This is a genomic window from Massilia glaciei, from assembly GCF_003011895.2.
GTDB classification, from domain to species: Bacteria; Pseudomonadota; Gammaproteobacteria; order Burkholderiales; family Burkholderiaceae_D; genus Telluria_A; species Telluria_A glaciei.
This window is the reverse complement of the sequence record NZ_PXWF02000337.1, coordinates 1-16913: the sequence shown is the minus strand read 5'-3', so window position 1 is coordinate 16913 and position 16913 is coordinate 1. Positions and strand designations below refer to the sequence as shown.

Below are 16913 nucleotides of genomic sequence, written 5' to 3'. Positions count from 1 at the left end.
GAGGCAGCATGCGAGAAGCGGTGGAGGGCGGGGGCGAAGCCAAACCAGGCAGCCTGACGGGGCTAGACTGGCGCCTGCACGCGGTCATGGCCGACCGCGGCATCAAGTTCGCCAAGGACCTGCAGGACGCGCTCGCGCGCGACGGCTGCCCGGTCAGCGCGAGCAGCATTTCGCGCCTCGTGTACCAGGAGCCCAAGCAGCTCGACATCAAGCTCTTGAGCAGCCTGTGCCGGGTGCTCGGCTGCACCCCCGACGAACTGCTGGTGCCACGCCGCGGCAAGGAACTAGCCTAGCGCGCCGGTGTTGGCGCATTTTTATCAGTCAGTTGCAGGTCAAGGAGAACTTCAGAATGAATTCACAACGCGGTGCCGGTGGCACATCGGGCGGCTCGCTCGCTTTCTTCATGGGCTTGATCATGGCCTGCGCCGGCGGCTTCATGTTGCTCGACAATATAGTGGTGTCGAACAGCTGGGGCTTTGGCGCCCCGCTGTACCGCATCTCCTACGGCGGCGGATGGAACGTCTCGGGCGGCGCCTTGCTGATCCCCTTCATGTTCGGGGTCGGCTGGATTTTTTACAACGCGCGCGCGCCGTGGGGCTGGATCCTCGCGTGCGGCTCGCTGGCGGCCATCATCTTCGGCGTGATCGCCAGCCTGAGCATCAACTTCCGCACGATGACCTTGCTCAATCTGATCATCATCCTGGTCCTGACGGTCGGCGGCCTGGGCCTGTTCGCGCGCTCGCTGCGCCGCTCCTGACACCGGCGCCGGCCGGCCCCACCTTGCGGCGCCCTCGCGGCGCCGCTTCCTCTTCTGCGAAGACCCGCATGCATCTGCCGATCCGCCGTCCGGGCGCCGCCGCGCTCTGTGCCATCCTGGCGTTGTGCGCGGGCGCAGTCTTTGCGCGCGCGGACGCCCCGGCGCGCGCGCACAATGCCCATCTGTCGCAGGCCGATGCGGCGGCACGTTCGGCGCGGGTGTCCAATGTCGACTACGCGCTCGACATCTCCCTGAGCGGCGCCGCGCGTTTCAAAGGCACCAGCACCATCGGCTTCGACCTGCGCGACACGGCCGCGCCGCTCACGCTCGACCTCGAAAACGCCAACATCACCGCGCTGCTGGTCAACGGCAAGGCGGTCGCGCCGCGCTACAACCGGTGGTTCATCACGCTCGCGCCGCGCCACCTGCGCAAGGGGCGCAACAGCGTCACGGTCGCCTACGAGCGCGCCCACAGCACCAACGGCGAAGGGCTGCACCGCATGGTCGACCCGGCCGACGGCAGGGTCTACACCTATTCGCAGTTCGAGCCGTCGGCGGCGCACCAGATGTTCGCCCTGTTCGACCAGCCCGACCTGAAGGCGAGCTTCACCCTGAGCGTGAGCGCGCCGGCCGACTGGCAGGTGGTCTCGGCCACGCGCGAAAGCGCGGTGCGGGAACTGGGCGCGACGCGGCGCTGGAGTTTTCCAAAGACGCCGAGACTGAGCCCGTACACCTTCTCGCTGCACGCGGGGCCGTACAAGGTATGGGAGGACAACAGCGGCAAGTACCCGCTGCGCCTGTTCGCGCGCCAATCGGTGGCGGAGCAGGTCCGGCCGGCCGACTGGTTCCGGTACACCAAGAGCGGGCTGGCGTTCTTCGAGGGGTATTTCGGCGTGCCTTATCCGTTCGCCAAATACGACCACCTGCTGGTGCCCGATTTTTTGTATGGCGCGATGGAGAACGTGGGCGCGGTCACGTTCTCGGAGGACGGCTTTTTGTTCAAGTCGGAGATGACGCCGGAGCAGCGCGAAAACCTCGCCAGCTACATCATGCACGAGATGGCGCACCAGTGGTTCGGCGACCTTGTCACCATGCAGTGGTGGAACGGCTTGTGGCTCAACGAGAGCTTCGCTTCGTTCATGGGCACGCTCGCCACCGCCGAGGCGACCGAATTCAAGGGCGCGTGGCAAACCTTTTATGCGGGCGAGAAGCAGGGCGCCTACCGCGAGGACCAGTCGGCGGCGACCCATCCGATCGAGGCGCCCGTGGCCTCGACCGCGAACGCCTTCGACAACGCCGACGGCATCGTCTACGCCAAGGGCGCGGCGGCGCTCAAGCAATTGCGCCATGTGCTGGGCGCGGAGGTGTTCCGCAAGGGCGTGCACGACTACCTCGTCAAACATGCCTATAAAACCGCGAAGCTGGAAGACTTCACCGGCAGCCTTGGCGCGGCGGCCGGACGCGACTTGTCGACCTGGACCCGGCAATGGCTGCGCGAGGCCGGCGTCAACACCATCACTGCCAACTTTCGCTGCGAGGACGGCAAGGTGGCGCGCTTCAGCATCGACCAGCACGCGCCCAACCCGGGTCTGCCGACCTTGCGCGAGCAGCGCGTGCAGGTGGCCGCGTTCACGCTCGACGGCGCGCGCCTGACGCGCGGCAAGCTGCTGGCGCTGACCTACAAGGGGGGCTCGACGCCGGTGCCGGAGATGCTCGGCCAGGCTTGCCCGGACCTGGTGTATCCGAACTATGGGGATTGGGGCTATGCCAAGGTGCGGCTCGACGCGCGCTCGTTCGCGACCGCGCGGCGCGGTCTGGGCAAGGTCGGGGATCCGTTTTTGCGCACGATGCTGTGGCAAAGCCTGTGGGACGGGGTGCTCGACGCCGAGCTGCCTCTCAATGCCTTCATCGACGCGGCCCTGGCCAATGCGCCGCACGAGAACGACCGTACCCTGCTGGGCGCCGTGGTAGCCAAGATCGGCGCGTCGCGGGCCTATCTCGACGCGATCGCGCCCGGCTCGCACCACGCGCGCAAAACCGGTCTGGCGATCGAGCATATGGCCTGGGCCGGCGTGCTGCGGCACAAGAGCGACGGCGCCTTGCTGGCGCACTGGTTCGATTTGTACCTGCGCACGGCCAGCAGCCCGGAGGCGCTCGGCAAGCTGGCCGCGATCCTCGGGGGCCGGCTGGCCGTCGGCGGCGAGACGCCGAACCAGGACATGCGCTGGGCGATCATCAAGCAGCTCAACCGGCATGCGGCGCCGGGCAGCGCCGCGCTGGTCGGGGTCGAACTGGCGCGCGACAAGTCCGACGCCGGGCAGGCCGCCGCGCTCGAGGCGGACGTCATGCGGCCCGACGCGGCCGTCAAGGGGCGCTGGCTGGCCAGGATCGGCGACCCTAAAACGCGCATGCCGTTCGCGCGTCTGCGCGCGGCCATGGAAAGCCTGTATCCGCCCGGGCAGGGCGATTTGGAAGAGGCGAGCGCCGACCAGCGGCTGCGCATGCTGGTGGACATCGACAAGTCGGCCGAGCTGCCGTTTGTGCGCAGCTACGCCGAAACGCTTATCCCGGCGACCTGCACCAAGGCGAGCGTCGCGCGGCTGGCGGCCACGCTCAAGCGGTTCCCGGCGCTGTCGGCGGGCACCCGGCGCGCGCTAAGCGACACATTGGAGGAGGACGCGCGTTGCGTGAGGATCGGCGCGGCGATGACGCTGCCGGCAGCCTAGTTCGGTTACGCAGATTTGAATGACAGTTGCTCGTGCTATGCATTAACGCATAGCGCTTCGGGCGGGGAACTCTATAGCGCGAAGGCCAGCGCTCCCGCATCGTCCCGCAGAGGCCGAACCTTGGACTTGGAAGGTGCCCCGGCGCGACCGTTCTATGGGTCCCCGCATGCGCGAGGACGAAGGCTGTCCGCGGCCAGCAGGGCGGCGAAGCCTTGCGCCGGGATGGGCCGGCTGAAATAGAACCCCTGCAGCTCGTCGCAGCGCAGCGTGCGCAGCAATTCCAACTGCGCTTCGGTCTCGACGCCTTCGGCCACCACCCGCAGATGGAGGCTGTGCGCCATCGCGATGATGGCCGCCGCGATGGCCGCGTCTTCGGCGTCGTCGGGCAGGCCGGCGATGAACGAGCGGTCGATCTTGACGAAGTCGAACGGGAACCGTTTGAGCTGGGCCAGAGACGAATAACCGGTGCCGAAGTCGTCGAGCGAGAGCAGCACGCCAAGCCGTTTGAGCGCCCGCAGGTTGCGCGCGGCCTCCTCGGGATTGTTCATCACCGCCGTCTCGGTGAGCTCGAATTCGAGGTGGCGCGCCTCGAGGCCGTGGCGTTCGATGGCGTCGCTGATGGTCGCGAACAGGCCCGCGTAGGCGCACTGCACGGCCGACAGGTTGATCGCCACCGGCACCACCGGCTGGCCGGCCGCAAGCCAGGCCGCCTGCTGCGCGCAGACGGCGTCGATCACCCACGCGCCGATCGGGCGGATCAGGCCGGTTTCTTCGGCCAGTCCGATGAACTCGACCGGCCCCACCAGGCCGCGCACCGGGTGCTGCCAGCGGATCAGGGCCTCGGCGCTGACGATGCGCCCGCTCGGGGTGTCGATGCGCGGCTGGTAGTACATGACGAACTGCCGTTCCTCGAGCGCGCTTTGCAATTCGTTCTCGAGCGCGACCCGCGCGGCCAGCGCGGCGTTCATGCGCGGCGCGTAGAACAGGTAGCGCTGGCCCGACGACCTGGCGTTGCGCAGCGCGACCTCGGCGTGCTTGAACAGCGTCTCGGCGTCCGCGCCGTCGGCCGGGAACACCGCCAGGCCGGCGCGCGTGGATATGCGCACCTCTTTGCCGTCGATTGAAAACGGCTGGTCGAGCGTGGCGAAGATGCGCTGTTCGAGCACGGCGGCGGCGTCCTCGAGGCAGGCCAGTTCGCTCAGGGTCAGGGCGAAATTGTCGCCGCCGATGCGCGAGATGTTGTAAAAGCCGGGCAGGCTCGATTCTAGCCGGCGCGCCATGTGCGCCAGCAACGCGTCGCCCGCGTGGCGGCCCAGCGTGTCGTTGATCTGGGCGAAGCGGTCGACGTTGAGCAGGACGATCGCGACCGGCTGGTTCTCGCGTTTGTTCGCGTGCAGCAGCTGCACCAGGCGGTCGAGGAACAGGTCACGGTTGGGCAGCGCCGTGAGCATGTCGTGGTAGGCCAGGTGGTTGAGCTGCTTCTCGCGCTCGAAGAACAGCAGCGCGAAGGCGAGGTCGCCGGCCATTTCGTTGAGCACTTTGAGCTCGTCCTCGTCGAAGGTGCCGGCCACGCCGGCGAACAGGGCCAGCACGGCGACCGGGCGGCCGCCCAGCAGCAGCGGGAACGCGGCCGCCGCGCGCACCCCGCGCGCGAGAAGGTCGGCGCGCATCGGTTCGGGCACGCCGTCGGCGCCGATGTCGTTGCCGATGCCGTTGCAGTCGCCGTTGCTGATATCGTTGCAGATGAAGGCCCGCTGCTCCCGCGCCGCGCGTTGCGCCGGCCAGGGGGCGCCCGAGCGCAGCGGGATGCCCTGGCCGGCCTGCGCGACGATGGCCAACGCGCCGTCGGCCGGGTCGACGAGGGCGACGCAGGCGCTCAGGAAGCCGCCTTCCATGGTGGCCAGGCGGCAAGCTTCTTTGAACAGGGCTTCGCGGTCGCGGATGCGCACGATGGCCGAGTTGATCCCGCTGAGCACCGCGTAGACGCGGTTCAGGCGCGCGATGCGCAGCTGCGCCTGGACCCGCTCGGTGACGTCGTGGGCCAGCAGGAAGCGGCAGGCGCGGCCCTTGAAGACCAGCGGGTGCGAGGTGATCTCGACGTCGATCAGGGTGCCGTCTTTTTTGCAGTGGCGCCAGGTGCCCGACTTTTGCAGTTTGCCGGGCGGCGCGTTGCGCAGGTTTTCGTGGAGCCTGGGCAGGTCCTCGGCCGGGCGCAGGTCGGCGATGGTGCGGGTCAGGAACTCGGCCTCGCTGTAGCCGTAGTGGGCGACCGCGGCGTTGTTGACGGCCATGAAGGCGAGCGTTTCGAGGTCGTAGATCCACATGGGGATGGGATGCGCCTTGAACAGCTCATTGACCGAGGTGTCGTTGCTTTGGTTCATTTCGATTGTCTTGCGCGCCCGGCGAGATGCGCACAGTCCCTGTGGTCATGGCGCTATTTTAGACCCAGGCCCGGCGCGCGGCCGGTTCGATCTGTACCGTGCGCAACAAATGTAACGATTTGCGCTTGGTTCCTAAGTCCGACGGGCTCCTAGCCCCTCAGGCCGCCCTGTTGCCGAGCGCGATCACGGCGGCGCCGAGCAGCGCCAATCCCACGCCCACGTAGTCGCTGTAGCTCGGGGCGACGCCGTCGACCAGGTGCAGCCAGAGCACGGCGGTGCTGATATACACGGCGCCGTAGGTGGCGTAGATCCGCCCGCTCGCGCCCGGATGCAGCGTGAGCAGCCAGACGAAGACCATCAGGCTGAGCGCCGCCGGAATCAACAACCATGCCGCGCCCTTCCCGCTGAGCCAAAGCAGCGGAAGGTAGCAGCCGGTCAGTTCCGCCAGCGCCGTGGCGAAGAACAGCCCGAGGGTGCGCGCCAGTCCGAGCCAGTCCTCGGCCATGGACTATTTTGTCTCCGTGTCGGACGAAAAATTCAATTCGGGTTCCTTGGCCTCCTCCGGGGCGGCCTCCGGCGCCTTCTGCTCGCCGGCCGCCGGCGGCGTGTCGGTATCGGTCGAAAAATTCAACTCCGGCGTGCCGTCCTCGGTCGTCGGCGCGGGGGCGGCGGGCGCTTCCGACGGCTCCAGTTTGAGTTCGAGCTTTTCGGTCATGTCGACGCTGTCGGCGACCGACACCAGACTCGGGAACGCGATGATCAAGCCCACCATGATGACCTGGATGCACACGAACGGCACCGATCCCCAGTAGATGTCGGAGGTCTTGACCTCCTTGGGCGCGACCGACCTCAGGTAGAACAGGGCGAAGCCGAACGGCGGGTGCATGAACGAGGTCTGCATGTTCACACTGAGCAGCACGCCGAACCAGATCAGATCGATGCCCAGCTTGGCCGCGACCGGGCCGACTAGCGGCACCAGGATGAAGGCGAGCTCGAAGAAGTCGAGGAAGAAGGCCAGCACGAAGAACATCACGTTGACGATCACCAAAAATCCCATGACCCCGCCGGGCAGGCCGGTGAGCAGATGCTCGACCCACAGGTCGCCGTTGACGCCGCGGAACACGAGCGCGAACACGGTCGAGCCGATCAGGATGAACATGACGAAGCACGACAGGCGCGTGGTCGAGCCCATGGCCTGCTTGAGCAGGCTCCACGACAGGCGCTTGTTGAGCATGGCCAGGATGATCGCGCCCATCGCGCCCATGCCGCCGCCGGCCGTCGGGGTGGCGATGCCGACGAAGATCGTGCCGAGCACGAGGAAGATCAGCGCGAGTGGCGGAATGAGCACGAACACGACGCGTTGGGCCATGCGCGAGAGCAGCTTGAGCTTGAACGTGCGGTTGGCGAGCGCGATCGCAAAGGCGACGCCGACGCCGAAGCTGGCCGCATACACGCCCACGTAGTCGGCCGGCAGTTCCGGGTAGGCGGCGCCGAACAGCGCGGCAAAGCCGAAGCCGGCGCCAACCGCGATCGCGAGCACGGCCAGCAGCGAGGCCATGCCGCTGCTGCCGTCCGGCTCGCGCAGGTTGCGCGCCTCGGGCGGCAGCGCCGGCACGTGGTGCGGCTTGAAGATCGACAGCGACAGCACATAGCCGCAGTACATCGCCGTCAGCAGCAGGCCCGGGAAAAACGCGGCGCGGTACATGTCGCCGACCGAGCGGCCGAGCTGGTCGGCCATGACGATGAGCACCAGCGACGGCGGGATGATCTGCGCCAACGTGCCCGAGGCGGCGATCACGCCGCTGGCGATGCGCTTGTCGTAACCGTAGCGCAGCATCACCGGCAGCGAGATCAGGCCCATCGAAATGACCGAGGCCGCCACCACGCCGGTGGTCGCGGCCAGCAGGGCGCCGACAAAAATGACGGCGTAGGCGACGCCGCCGCGGATCGGGCCGAACAACTGGCCGATCGTGTCGAGCAGGTCCTCGGCCATGCCGGAGCGCTCGAGGATCAGCCCCATGAAGGTGAAGTAGGGGATCGCGAGCAGGGTGTCGTTGCTCATGATGCCGAAAATCCGGTTCGGCAGCGCCTGCAGCAGCGAGATGTCGAGCAGGCCCAGTTCGATCCCGACGAGGCCGAAAAACAGGCCGTTGGCCGCGAGCGAAAACGCGACCGGAAAGCCCGAGAGCAAAAAGATGACGAGCGCGCCGAACATGATGGGCGCTATGTTGGCGATGATGAACTGTTCCATGGGTCTCGGTTTATTCTTGTTATGGTTTTATTCGGGCGCGTTCGCGGCCTTGATGGCGGCGATTTCGTCGGCCGGGGTGGGGGCGACCTTGCGGAAGGCGCCGGCCTCGAGGCGGCCGTTCAAGAAGGCGACGCGCTTGATGATCTCGGAGACGCCCTGCACGATCAGCATGAGGAACGCGATCGGCACCAGCATCATGGCCGGCCACGCGGGCAGGCCGCCGACGTTGCGGATCTCGCCGCTGAGGTAGCCCACCTCGGCGTAGGCCAGGCTGAACCAGAAGATCAGCGCGCACACCGGCAGCAAGAAGACGAGGTAGCCGAACAGGTCGATCCAGACCTGGGTGCGCAGCGAAAAGCGCCCCACGATGACGTCGATGCGCACATGCTCGTCGCGCTTGAGCGTGTTGGCGCTGGCGAGCAGGAACACCGCGCCGTACAAATACCACTGGATCTCGAGCCAGGCGTTGGAGCTCGACTTGAATAGGTAGAGCATGAGCGAATTGACCGTGGAGATGATGACCGCGGCCAGCAGGGCCCAGCTGACCGCGGTCGCGATCACCTCGTTGAACTTGTCGATCCCGCGTGACAGGGACAAAAACATGGTGCTTCTCCAGTGTGGCGGACTCAAAAAAAAACCGTCGCTCCCCGTGGCGGGGGAGCGGCGGTTGACTTTGCCACGGTATTGACGTCGTGGCAAGCCTCACTGGCCCGATTGTGGCCCGTTTGTGGCCCGTTTGTGGCCCGTTTTGGCCCGTTTGTGGCCCGTTTTAGCCGGTTTTTGCCGCAATCGCGCGCGCTTACTGGCCCAATTGCGCACGCAGGCGCGCGATGGCGAGGCGCACCTGGCGCGGCGCGGTGCCGCCCACGTGGTCGCGCGCGGCCACCGAGCCTTCGAGCGTGAGCACGGCGAACACGTCGTCGTCGATCAGGGGCGAAAAATCGCGCAGGCGTTCGAGCGACATCTCCGACAGGTCGCAGCGGGCGTCGTCGCAGGCGCGCACGGCGCGGGCCACGGCCTCGTGGGCGTCGCGGAACGGCAAGCCCTTCTTGACCAGGTAGTCGGCCAGGTCGGTCGCGGTGGCGTAGCCCTGCAGCGCGGCGGCGCGCATCGCTTCCGGCTTGACGGTGATCCCGCCGGCCATGTCGGCGAAGATGCGCAGGGTGTCGACGACGGTGTCGACGGTGTCGAACAGCGGCTCCTTGTCCTCCTGGTTGTCCTTGTTGTAGGCCAGCGGCTGGCCTTTCATCAGGGTCAGCAGGCCGGTCAGGTGGCCGTACACGCGGCCCGTTTTTCCGCGCGCCAGTTCGGGCACGTCGGGGTTTTTCTTTTGCGGCATGATCGACGAACCGGTGCAGAAGCGGTCGGCGATGTCGATGAAACCGATGCGCGGGCTCATCCAGATGACCAGTTCCTCGGACATGCGCGAGATGTGCGTCATGATCAGGGCGCTGGCGGCGCAGAACTCGATTGCGAAGTCGCGGTCGGAGACGGCGTCGAGCGAATTGTGGCAGACGTCCTCGAAGCCGAGCGTGCGCGCGACGCGCTCGCGGTCGATCGGGAAGGTGGTGCCGGCCAGCGCGGCGGCGCCCAGCGGCAGGCGGTTGACGCGCTTGCGGGCGTCGGCCATGCGCTCGCAGTCGCGGCCGAACATCTCGACGTAGGCGAGCATGTGGTGGCCGAAGGTGATCGGCTGCGCCACCTGCATGTGGGTGAAGCCCGGCATGATGGTGTCGGCGTGCTGCTCGGCCAGGTCGACCAGGGCCGAGCGCAGCGCGTTGAGCAGGACCGTGATGTCGTCGATCGCGGCGCGCACGTACAGGCGGATGTCGGTGGCCACCTGGTCGTTGCGCGAGCGGCCCGTGTGCAGCCGCTTGCCGGCGTCGCCAACGAGTTCGGTGAGGCGCTTTTCGATATTGAGGTGGACGTCTTCGAGGTCGAGCAGCCACTCGAAGCTGCCCGCTTCGATCTCGCCCTTGATCTGGGCCATGCCGCGCTCGATCTCGGCGCGGTCGGCCGCGCTGATGATGTTTTGCGCCTCGAGCATCTCGGCGTGCGCGAGCGAGCCGGCGATGTCGAACAGCGCCAGGCGTTTGTCAAAAAAGACGGAAGCGGTGTAGCGTTTGACCAGGTCTGAGACCGGTTCGGAAAAGCGCGCCGACCAGGCCTCGCCTTTTTTTGAGAATTGATCTGTCATTTTAGGTATCCTGTTGATTTACCTGATTATAAACAAGGACGGGAAAGCGGGTGAAATTACCCCGGGGCAACACGGTGCGCGCTATTGAGGTATTATCATTCACCTAATTTTGCGAAGGCGGGCATGAAACGACTCACATTGGCGGCATGCGCCGCGCTGGCGCTGCTGGGCGGACCGGCCGCCCAGGCGCAGGAGGCGAAGGACGCGCCCGCCGCGGTTGCCGCGCCGGTTGACGCCCCCGCCGCCATGCCGGCCGCGGCGGGAGCCGACGTGGCCTCGGTCGACGCGATCATCGCCGCGCTGTACGACGTCATCTCCTGGCCGGCCGACAAGCCGCGCCATTGGAACCGGCTGCGCTCCCTGTTTGTGCCGGGGGCGAAGATGATGGCGGTTGGCGCCCGTCCGGACGGCAGCTTTGGCACGCGCGCGATGAGCGTCGAAGACACCATAAGCCGGGCCGGCCCGATGTTCGCCGCGAGCGGCTTCTTCGAGACCGAATTGGCGCGCAGCATCGAGAGCTTCGGCCAGATCGCCAGAATATTGAGCACTTACGAGGCGCGGCACGCGCAGGGCGACGCCAAGCCGTTCGTACGCGGGATCAACAGCATCCAACTGCTCAACGACGGCAGCCGCTGGTCGGTCGTCAACATGCTGTGGCGCGCCGAGGACGCCAAGCTGGCGCTGCCCGAGCGTTATTTGAAACGGGTCATTGATGCTTAAATTCTTGTTCGCCCTGCTGATGTTGGCGCCTGCGATGTGCGCCGCGCATGTGAGCGCTTACGCACCGAGCGAGGCGCCGTACCAGTATATCGACGCGCAGAATCGGCCGGCCGGCTTCGCCGTCGACGTGGTGCGCCTGGTGTTTGCGCAGGCCGGCAGCACCGGGTCGATCGACATCCTGCCATGGCCGCGCATCCAGCAAATGCAGATGACGCAGCCCAACCACCTGATTTTCACGGTCTACCGCAACGCCGAAACCGAGGCCAGTTACCAGTGGGTGGGGCAGATCGTCCCGTTCAAGATATTCGTGTACCGCCTCAGGACCCGGACCGACATCAGGGCCGACACGCTGCAGGAGCTGGCCAAATACAAGATAGGCGTGGTGAACGACGGCAGCCGGTTCGTCTATTTCCGGCAAAAAGGGCTGTATCCGAATATCGATGCGGCGGCCAACGACGAGCTCAATATCCGCAAATTCTTCGCCGGTCGCATCGATGTGCTGCCGGAAGACCCGACCATGCTGGCGCACGCGGCCAAGCGCTACGGCTTCGATCCGCGCCAGGCGGTCAAGATGTTCGAGCTGACCGAGATGGCGGGCGAGGGGCAATTGGCGTTCACGCTCAACACGCCACGGGCGACCGTGCGCAAGTTCGCCGCTGCCTTGGAAAAGGTCAAGGCGAGCAAGGCATACCGCGACTTGTTGACGGCGTACGGTCTTTAGTCACGTGACACCCGCGCCCAGACGGCGCCGAAGCAGGCGACCGCCCGGCGGATGACGCGGTCTTTGGCGTTTGCGAAATTGGCGATGGTGCCCGTGACCACTCAGGCGCGCCGGCCGCCGTCCGGCACAGGCTTACGACCGAACTAGACGGTCAGGGGCTAGCCGGCCTCCGGGCGGCCGCACGAAGAAGAGGGAGGCGCCGCCGCGGATGTCACTCGATGCCGCCGCTCCGCGCGCCGATCAGTTCGTACTGAAGTCTGGTATGCGCCTCCGAGCTCTGCGGACGGCGCTGCGGACGGGGCTGTGCTCTTTTTGGAGCGCGCACGGAGCATGCGCCAAGTCTGCGTGTTCGAATGTAGAATGGTTTCTTTTTCGCCGGGTGGGCCGTAGCCATGTCCAGTTCCAATTTACAGATCAGTACCGACCGGGCCGAACTCGACGTTCCGCTGGTCTACCGTTTTTTGAGCGAACAGTCGACCTGGGCGGTCGGCATATCGCGCCCCATCGTCGATCGCGCGATTGAAAATTCGCTCTGCTTCGGCGGCTATGTCGATGGCCGCCAAGTCGCCTTCGCGCGCGTGATCACCGACTACGCTACCTTCGGCAATCTCGTCGATATGTTCGTGGTGCCGGAGCACCGGGGCCGCGGATACGCCAAGGAGCTGCTAAAGGCGGTGCTGGCGCATCCGAGTCTGCAGGGGCTGCGCCGCCTGACCCTGGCCACCGGGGACGCGCATGCTTTGTACGAGCAGTTCGGGTTCAAGCCGCCGCTGCGGCCGGAGTCATTGATGGAACGGTACTTTCCGAACATCTATTTGTCGTGACCTGCCAGTCACGCTTGTCTTGAGCACAGGTGTGTCACTTGGAGGCTGCGGCTTCCCTACCGGTGCAGCTGGACGGTTTCTGATTCGTTGATCTCCTCGAACGCGCCATCGATCTTTTCCACGTAATGCCATTTCATCGCGCGTGACGTAAAAGCGTTTCTGGCAATGAGTGAAGGCGCAAGCTCCGCTATTTCTGCGCATTCAAAACCCGGGTCGGCATTCAAGTCCGCATTGTTCAAATTGGCCTGAACAACACGCAGCATCGCCACTTCATCGAGCCATAGCCGCTGCCTGCCGACAGACTCCAGCGCGGCAAGGCCCAAGGGGTTGAATGTTACGCCTTCCAACAATCGGCCGCCTTGGCCGCCGACCCATGCGAACTGCAGGGCAGCGTGGGGATCATCACTTGAAACGTACACACCAGTCCGGTGCGGTACTTGTCCGGTTTCCGCGACCTCGTCGGTATGAACGCGAAATTGGGGGAAGCGCGAAAAACATCCTGCCCGTTCTGTCCACGCCCCGGTGAAGCAGGAGTCGTCCCGTTCGCCGGCGGTGCCAGATTGCGCCATCGTTTTGTCGATCCGCCCGGCATACAACGAAATTCCCTCGAACGCAGCCTCAAATGCCTCCCATCCAGCCGGGCCATTCCCTGGCAGCGGAACTTCGGAGAGTGCCCGCCCACACTGATGCGTGCCAGTCTCACTGAACATGTCGCGCTTTCTCTCAAAAATATCGACTTTCAATGACTGTTGGTACGCAAGAAGTAGATGCAATGCTGAATTTCCTTGTGCACCAAGGCGCACAGGCATGGTTTTGTGGAAAGTGGCCCGTCTCTGTTTTTCATGTCGACTCGACTTTCCTCGCGGCGCATCTTGCGGGCCAATTAAAAGGTCAACACGTTCTTTCAGTCCCTTGAGATAGTCGAGCGACGAGAAGTAGTACAACAGGGTGGCCTGTTTCTTTTGGTTTGATGACAAAGTCAGGGAAGAGGGCATGTTTATTATTTAAACAATCGACGTTGATAAGCCCTTGCACTAGGGCTCCAATATTCCCGCTGATTTTAGTGGGTTATTGGACCATTCTGCAATCGAAGTTTCAATTTTTTCGGCATTGGAACAAATCGCAAGCCTCAATCCTGAATAAATCAGTGATTGCCTATAGTGATTTTTGTTGTTGCTTGCTGTGTTGTTAAAAAATAAACCATTTCTTCTGTTGGGATTGGCATTGGTACGGAGTAAAACACCTGCGATAGATAGACCGTGATTGCAATTCTGCAAGGTATGGTAATACTGGATATTATATTGTTCGGATGAGCAAGAGAGAAATTTAGGAATGTTTTTTCGTTACTCTGAAGTAGTATTAATTGATTTAATAATATCTCCTGTTGGAATTGACATTGGTGCGGAGTAAAATGGCTGCGATAGATAAACCGTGATCACAACTCTGCAAGGTATTGTACTTCTGGATTTTAGTATTTTTTCTAAAGAAGATCCAAATAGTAGATTCCTGCTTGTGCCGCCGTCTAAACTCTCATAAAAATCTGTTACAGCAATGTAATTGTATCGTCTAGTTTTCGTATCAATGCTGGCTTCTGCTGGATCGACGCCGCCGCTTAAAAACTGTTTCATATGGTGTTTCACATCAAAATTATTGTCATTGCCTAGCGCGCACACAAGTCTTTTGGAAACTGCTATTTCTCCTTTTTTTTGTCGAATAAAGTTTCAAGATTTTCATTGGATGAGAACAGTATATTGTACGAATTTCCTGTATTTGTTATTTTCTGATACCTTAAGTTAACGGCGGGCTTTTTAGGGGTGCAGCCAAGCAATATCGCGACAAGAAAAAGGGAGATGGCTGAGTTGTTCATAGGTTCGTGACTAATCTAATTGAATCGTGCAGATAGTCGGCAGCTGATTTATTTTCCTTAATCATTGGGCCTATTTTTTTCGTTACTCTGAAGTAGTGTTAGTAGATGGCTGAGCTGGATTTGTGGTAGATATCATTAAGTCGTGCATATGTAGTCACCACTAATTCTATCGCTTTAGGTTTTTGGAGCTGTTGCGAGATCGTCGAGACAACTGAACACAAATCAAAACTGTAGAGGCTTGTTCTTGTTAAATGCAGCAGGATTAATGGCTTGAATAATATCTTTTGTCGGAATTGACATTGGCTCGGAGTAGAATGGCTGCGCTAGATAAACCGTGATCACAACTCTGCAAGGTATAGAACTTCTGGAGATTAGAATTTTTTCTAGAGTAGGTCCGAATAGAAGATTTGTGCTTGTGCCACCATCTAAAATCTCATAAAAATTTGTGGTTGCAATATAGTTGTAACGTCCATTTTCCGCATCGAATTTAACTTTTTCTAGATCGATTACTCCACTTAAAAATCACTTCATCTGGTGCCTCACTTCAATATTATTATCTTCGCCTAGCGCGCAGAGCAATCTTTTAGAAACAGCTGCTTCCCCTTTCTTTTTTTTAAATAAAGTTTCAATATTTACATCGGATGAAAATAATACATCATACGCGCTCCCCATGTTCACTATTTTTTGATATTTTAAGTTGGTCGGGGGCCTTTGATCGGTGCAGCCAATAATTATCAAAGAGAAAACTATAGAAATGGCGAGCATTTTCATGGTTTCGTGACCAATCTAATTGATTCGTGCATAAAATCAGCCGCCGATTTATTTTCTTTAAGTGGGATAAAAAACAATTTTTCGCCTAGTGATTGATATCGACTTTGTAGTTGATACATGGGCCGCTGCTAATAATCCAACGTTCGCCGAGGTTTGCAATGGTGTCGAAATTATGACTAATTTTCGGAACTGCACAAACGTTAATACAAAATTTAGCAGCGGGGCCGGCATTTTTGGATAAATATCAGGGGCCGTTTGTATCATGCCACCCATGCCAACAGGGTCCAGTGTGATTAGCATTTCCACATTATATCCTCGCTCTTATAATAGGCCGGATAGATGAGCGCCGTTCCACGCGCCAAGGCTGTGGCCGATAATGCAAATCGGCGTCTTCTTACTCGGGATCGCTGCGATTACAATGCCTTTTATGTCTTCATCACCTCGAACTTCATTGTAACCTATGTATTTTCGATTGTATAAACTTAATCGAAGTAAATCCTCTATTTTTTCGTCGAATGCTTGGTATGCGTCGACAATGTTTTCATATGGCCCAGACCCATAAAAACTTTCTTTGTCACCAGCTCCGCCAAGAATATGGACAATACTTGCTTCCGAATTTTTACAGCTATTTCGGTGCGTTTTATATTCGATACAGGTGAGGTCTTGGACTTGCCAGCAGCCTTAAATTGTTGTTTCATTATAAAGGTCCATAGTTATACCTGCGACAAGTTGAAAGGCCGAGCAGAGCCGTGCAGAGAACGTAAGTCAAACCTTGTGTAATTCGATAATCAATTCTTCTCGCTCTACTGTTCAGCCGCTACGCCACTGGCATGATCGGATCGCCAGCAAATGTGCGGCGCAGCACTTCCAACATGCTGTGCCCCTGTTTTCCTTTGTGCCCCGGTTGGCCTCCGACCGCCTTGTCGGATTTGCCGTGCAACGAGCTCGTCTTATTCTTTCTTGCCAGTCCATCGGGCGATGGCGGCTTGCTCGAATTCTGGCTGTTCATGCCCAGCTTTGCCTCGAGCGTATCCATCAATCTTCCCAAGATAAGGGAAATATTTCAAATCTAGCATGGCTTTTGTGTCAGGTGTTTGTATGATTTTGCTTTTGCTTTTGCTTTGCGTGGTTTTGACACGTTCTCTCGATGGCGATAGTTCTGGCCACCGATCAGCTCCAGCGCATTCTTCAACAGCTTTTTGACCTTTCTGCCGAGTGTCAGGAGTGATGGCCATAATGGTTTAAGCACGGAATGGGCATAAGCGTGATTGATGCGATTGACGATGTCGAGGCCGGCGTGTACATGTGCGGTCAATGCGGTGAGAGCCTGCAAATTGTCGGTCACTATTTTGGCGCTCACATCCTGCACGACAGCCTGCTGCGAAAGGCCGGTAACGTGCTCGATGCTGAGGCGATCCTTCAACCTTTTGAACGCTTCTTCAATTCTCCAGCGTTGATGATAGAGATCTCTAAAACTGCTGGCGGGAAAAGCCTTCATGTCGAGCAAGCCTGGTCATCAGAACTCGCAATTTTCCGTTTGGCGCCACTTGGCGAATCAGGCGCACCTGATGGGGGACGCGATCACATTCGTAGTCCCTGGCATCGGGCCTGTTGGGCGCGTGCATCATGACCAGTTGTTCACTCAACCCGGAGCGCAGAAAGTCACGGACGAAAGTGTAGCCGGAGTTACCGGATTTT

The 16913-nt window shown here is 61.1% G+C and carries 17 protein-coding genes and 1 pseudogene; 6 read left to right on the top strand and 12 right to left on the bottom strand.

Features of this window, described 5'->3' with window-relative positions; genetic code table 11:
* The first annotated feature begins 8 nt into the window (after nt 1–8).
* The 3 genes from C7C56_RS26635 (at nt 9) to pepN (ending at nt 3483) form a co-directional block, all read left to right on the top strand.
* A complete protein-coding gene (locus C7C56_RS26635) occupies nt 9–293 on the top strand; it encodes a helix-turn-helix domain-containing protein (RefSeq protein WP_181373375.1) in 285 nt (94 codons plus the stop codon).
* Between the two features lie 56 nt (nt 294–349).
* Entirely contained in the window at nt 350–757 is a 408-nt protein-coding gene (locus C7C56_RS26630) for a hypothetical protein (protein ID WP_106760358.1), read from the top strand.
* 68 nt (nt 758–825) lie between these two features.
* Nucleotides 826–3483, top strand: a complete 2658-nt coding sequence (pepN, locus tag C7C56_RS26625; RefSeq protein WP_106760357.1) for an aminopeptidase N — start codon at nt 826–828, stop codon at nt 3481–3483.
* 152 nt (nt 3484–3635) lie between these two features.
* On the opposite strand, the gene C7C56_RS26620 is transcribed toward pepN, so the two are convergent.
* From C7C56_RS26620 to argH, 5 genes are all read right to left on the bottom strand, one after another.
* Nucleotides 3636–5864 (bottom strand): sensor domain-containing protein, encoded by a 2229-nt coding sequence (locus tag C7C56_RS26620; protein ID WP_106760356.1) that lies wholly within the window; start codon nt 5862–5864, stop codon nt 3636–3638.
* Nucleotides 5865–6021: 157 nt separating this feature from the next.
* Nucleotides 6022–6369 (bottom strand): YnfA family protein, encoded by a 348-nt coding sequence (locus C7C56_RS26615; RefSeq protein WP_219933239.1) that lies wholly within the window; start codon nt 6367–6369, stop codon nt 6022–6024.
* Between the two features lie 3 nt (nt 6370–6372).
* Nucleotides 6373–8115: a TRAP transporter large permease gene (locus C7C56_RS26610; protein WP_106760355.1), complete on the bottom strand. Its 1743-nt coding sequence runs from the start codon at nt 8113–8115 to the stop codon at nt 6373–6375.
* A 27-nt stretch (nt 8116–8142) separates the two neighbouring features.
* Entirely contained in the window at nt 8143–8718 is a 576-nt protein-coding gene (locus tag C7C56_RS26605; protein WP_106760354.1) for a TRAP transporter small permease subunit, read from the bottom strand.
* A gap of 196 nt (nt 8719–8914) precedes the next feature.
* Nucleotides 8915–10312, bottom strand: coding sequence for an argininosuccinate lyase (argH, locus tag C7C56_RS26600; protein WP_106760353.1), 1398 nt, complete (start codon nt 10310–10312; stop codon nt 8915–8917).
* A 123-nt stretch (nt 10313–10435) separates the two neighbouring features.
* Here argH and C7C56_RS26595 point away from each other — a divergent pair, with 123 nt between their 5' ends.
* From C7C56_RS26595 to C7C56_RS26585, 3 genes are all read left to right on the top strand, one after another.
* Nucleotides 10436–11032, top strand: coding sequence for a hypothetical protein (locus C7C56_RS26595; protein ID WP_229459018.1), 597 nt, complete (start codon nt 10436–10438; stop codon nt 11030–11032).
* Nucleotides 11025–11753, top strand: coding sequence for a substrate-binding periplasmic protein (locus tag C7C56_RS26590; RefSeq protein WP_106760352.1), 729 nt, complete (start codon nt 11025–11027; stop codon nt 11751–11753). Before C7C56_RS26595 ends, C7C56_RS26590 begins: the two co-directional genes overlap by 8 nt.
* Before the next feature lie 392 nt (nt 11754–12145).
* On the top strand, nt 12146–12577 hold the full coding sequence (locus C7C56_RS26585) for a GNAT family N-acetyltransferase (RefSeq protein WP_106760351.1): 432 nt from the start codon (nt 12146–12148) through the stop codon (nt 12575–12577).
* 56 nt (nt 12578–12633) lie between these two features.
* Here the strand turns inward: C7C56_RS26585 and C7C56_RS26580 are convergent, their stop codons facing one another.
* The 7 genes and pseudogenes from C7C56_RS26580 to C7C56_RS29540 all read right to left on the bottom strand — a co-directional run.
* Complete coding sequence (locus C7C56_RS26580; protein WP_146204659.1) at nt 12634–13572, bottom strand: hypothetical protein; 939 nt, start codon at nt 13570–13572, stop codon at nt 12634–12636.
* A gap of 348 nt (nt 13573–13920) precedes the next feature.
* A complete protein-coding gene (locus C7C56_RS28460) occupies nt 13921–14205 on the bottom strand; it encodes a hypothetical protein (protein ID WP_146204658.1) in 285 nt (94 codons plus the stop codon).
* Nucleotides 14206–14966: 761 nt separating this feature from the next.
* The gene (locus tag C7C56_RS28455) at nt 14967–15215 is read right to left on the bottom strand and encodes a hypothetical protein (RefSeq protein ID WP_146204657.1); all 249 of its coding nucleotides are present in this window, start codon (nt 15213–15215) and stop codon (nt 14967–14969) included.
* Between the two features lie 500 nt (nt 15216–15715).
* Nucleotides 15716–15913, bottom strand: coding sequence for a hypothetical protein (locus C7C56_RS28450; protein ID WP_146204655.1), 198 nt, complete (start codon nt 15911–15913; stop codon nt 15716–15718).
* Between the two features lie 119 nt (nt 15914–16032).
* Nucleotides 16033–16251: a DUF6444 domain-containing protein gene (locus tag C7C56_RS30425; protein ID WP_106760348.1), complete on the bottom strand. Its 219-nt coding sequence runs from the start codon at nt 16249–16251 to the stop codon at nt 16033–16035.
* Nucleotides 16252–16284: 33 nt separating this feature from the next.
* Nucleotides 16285–16713 carry a transposase gene (locus C7C56_RS26565; protein WP_229459020.1) on the bottom strand — a complete coding sequence of 143 codons (429 nt, stop codon included), beginning with the start codon at nt 16711–16713 and terminating at the stop codon, nt 16285–16287.
* Nucleotides 16685–16913: pseudogene (locus tag C7C56_RS29540) on the bottom strand (IS4 family transposase); the annotation flags it as partial. The gene C7C56_RS26565 and the pseudogene C7C56_RS29540, both read right to left, overlap by 29 nt.

What these genes read in the sequence shown, in the direction of transcription:
- C7C56_RS26635 (WP_181373375.1), top strand. Translation starts at nt 9, where the DNA reads ATGCGAGAAGCGGTGGAGGGCGGGGGCGAAGCCAAACCAGGCAGCCTG.
- C7C56_RS26630 (WP_106760358.1), top strand. Translation starts at nt 350, where the DNA reads ATGAATTCACAACGCGGTGCCGGTGGCACATCGGGCGGCTCGCTCGCT.
- pepN (WP_106760357.1), top strand. Translation starts at nt 826, where the DNA reads ATGCATCTGCCGATCCGCCGTCCGGGCGCCGCCGCGCTCTGTGCCATC.
- C7C56_RS26620 (WP_106760356.1), bottom strand. Translation starts at nt 5,864, where the DNA reads ATGAACCAAAGCAACGACACCTCGGTCAATGAGCTGTTCAAGGCGCAT.
- C7C56_RS26615 (WP_219933239.1), bottom strand. Translation starts at nt 6,369, where the DNA reads ATGGCCGAGGACTGGCTCGGACTGGCGCGCACCCTCGGGCTGTTCTTC.
- C7C56_RS26610 (WP_106760355.1), bottom strand. Translation starts at nt 8,115, where the DNA reads ATGGAACAGTTCATCATCGCCAACATAGCGCCCATCATGTTCGGCGCG.
- C7C56_RS26605 (WP_106760354.1), bottom strand. Translation starts at nt 8,718, where the DNA reads ATGTTTTTGTCCCTGTCACGCGGGATCGACAAGTTCAACGAGGTGATC.
- argH (WP_106760353.1), bottom strand. Translation starts at nt 10,312, where the DNA reads ATGACAGATCAATTCTCAAAAAAAGGCGAGGCCTGGTCGGCGCGCTTT.
- C7C56_RS26595 (WP_229459018.1), top strand. Translation starts at nt 10,436, where the DNA reads ATGAAACGACTCACATTGGCGGCATGCGCCGCGCTGGCGCTGCTGGGC.
- C7C56_RS26590 (WP_106760352.1), top strand. Translation starts at nt 11,025, where the DNA reads ATGCTTAAATTCTTGTTCGCCCTGCTGATGTTGGCGCCTGCGATGTGC.
- C7C56_RS26585 (WP_106760351.1), top strand. Translation starts at nt 12,146, where the DNA reads ATGTCCAGTTCCAATTTACAGATCAGTACCGACCGGGCCGAACTCGAC.
- C7C56_RS26580 (WP_146204659.1), bottom strand. Translation starts at nt 13,572, where the DNA reads ATGCCCTCTTCCCTGACTTTGTCATCAAACCAAAAGAAACAGGCCACC.
- C7C56_RS28460 (WP_146204658.1), bottom strand. Translation starts at nt 14,205, where the DNA reads ATGAAACAGTTTTTAAGCGGCGGCGTCGATCCAGCAGAAGCCAGCATT.
- C7C56_RS28455 (WP_146204657.1), bottom strand. Translation starts at nt 15,215, where the DNA reads ATGAAAATGCTCGCCATTTCTATAGTTTTCTCTTTGATAATTATTGGC.
- C7C56_RS28450 (WP_146204655.1), bottom strand. Translation starts at nt 15,913, where the DNA reads ATGAAACAACAATTTAAGGCTGCTGGCAAGTCCAAGACCTCACCTGTA.
- C7C56_RS30425 (WP_106760348.1), bottom strand. Translation starts at nt 16,251, where the DNA reads ATGGATACGCTCGAGGCAAAGCTGGGCATGAACAGCCAGAATTCGAGC.
- C7C56_RS26565 (WP_229459020.1), bottom strand. Translation starts at nt 16,713, where the DNA reads ATGAAGGCTTTTCCCGCCAGCAGTTTTAGAGATCTCTATCATCAACGC.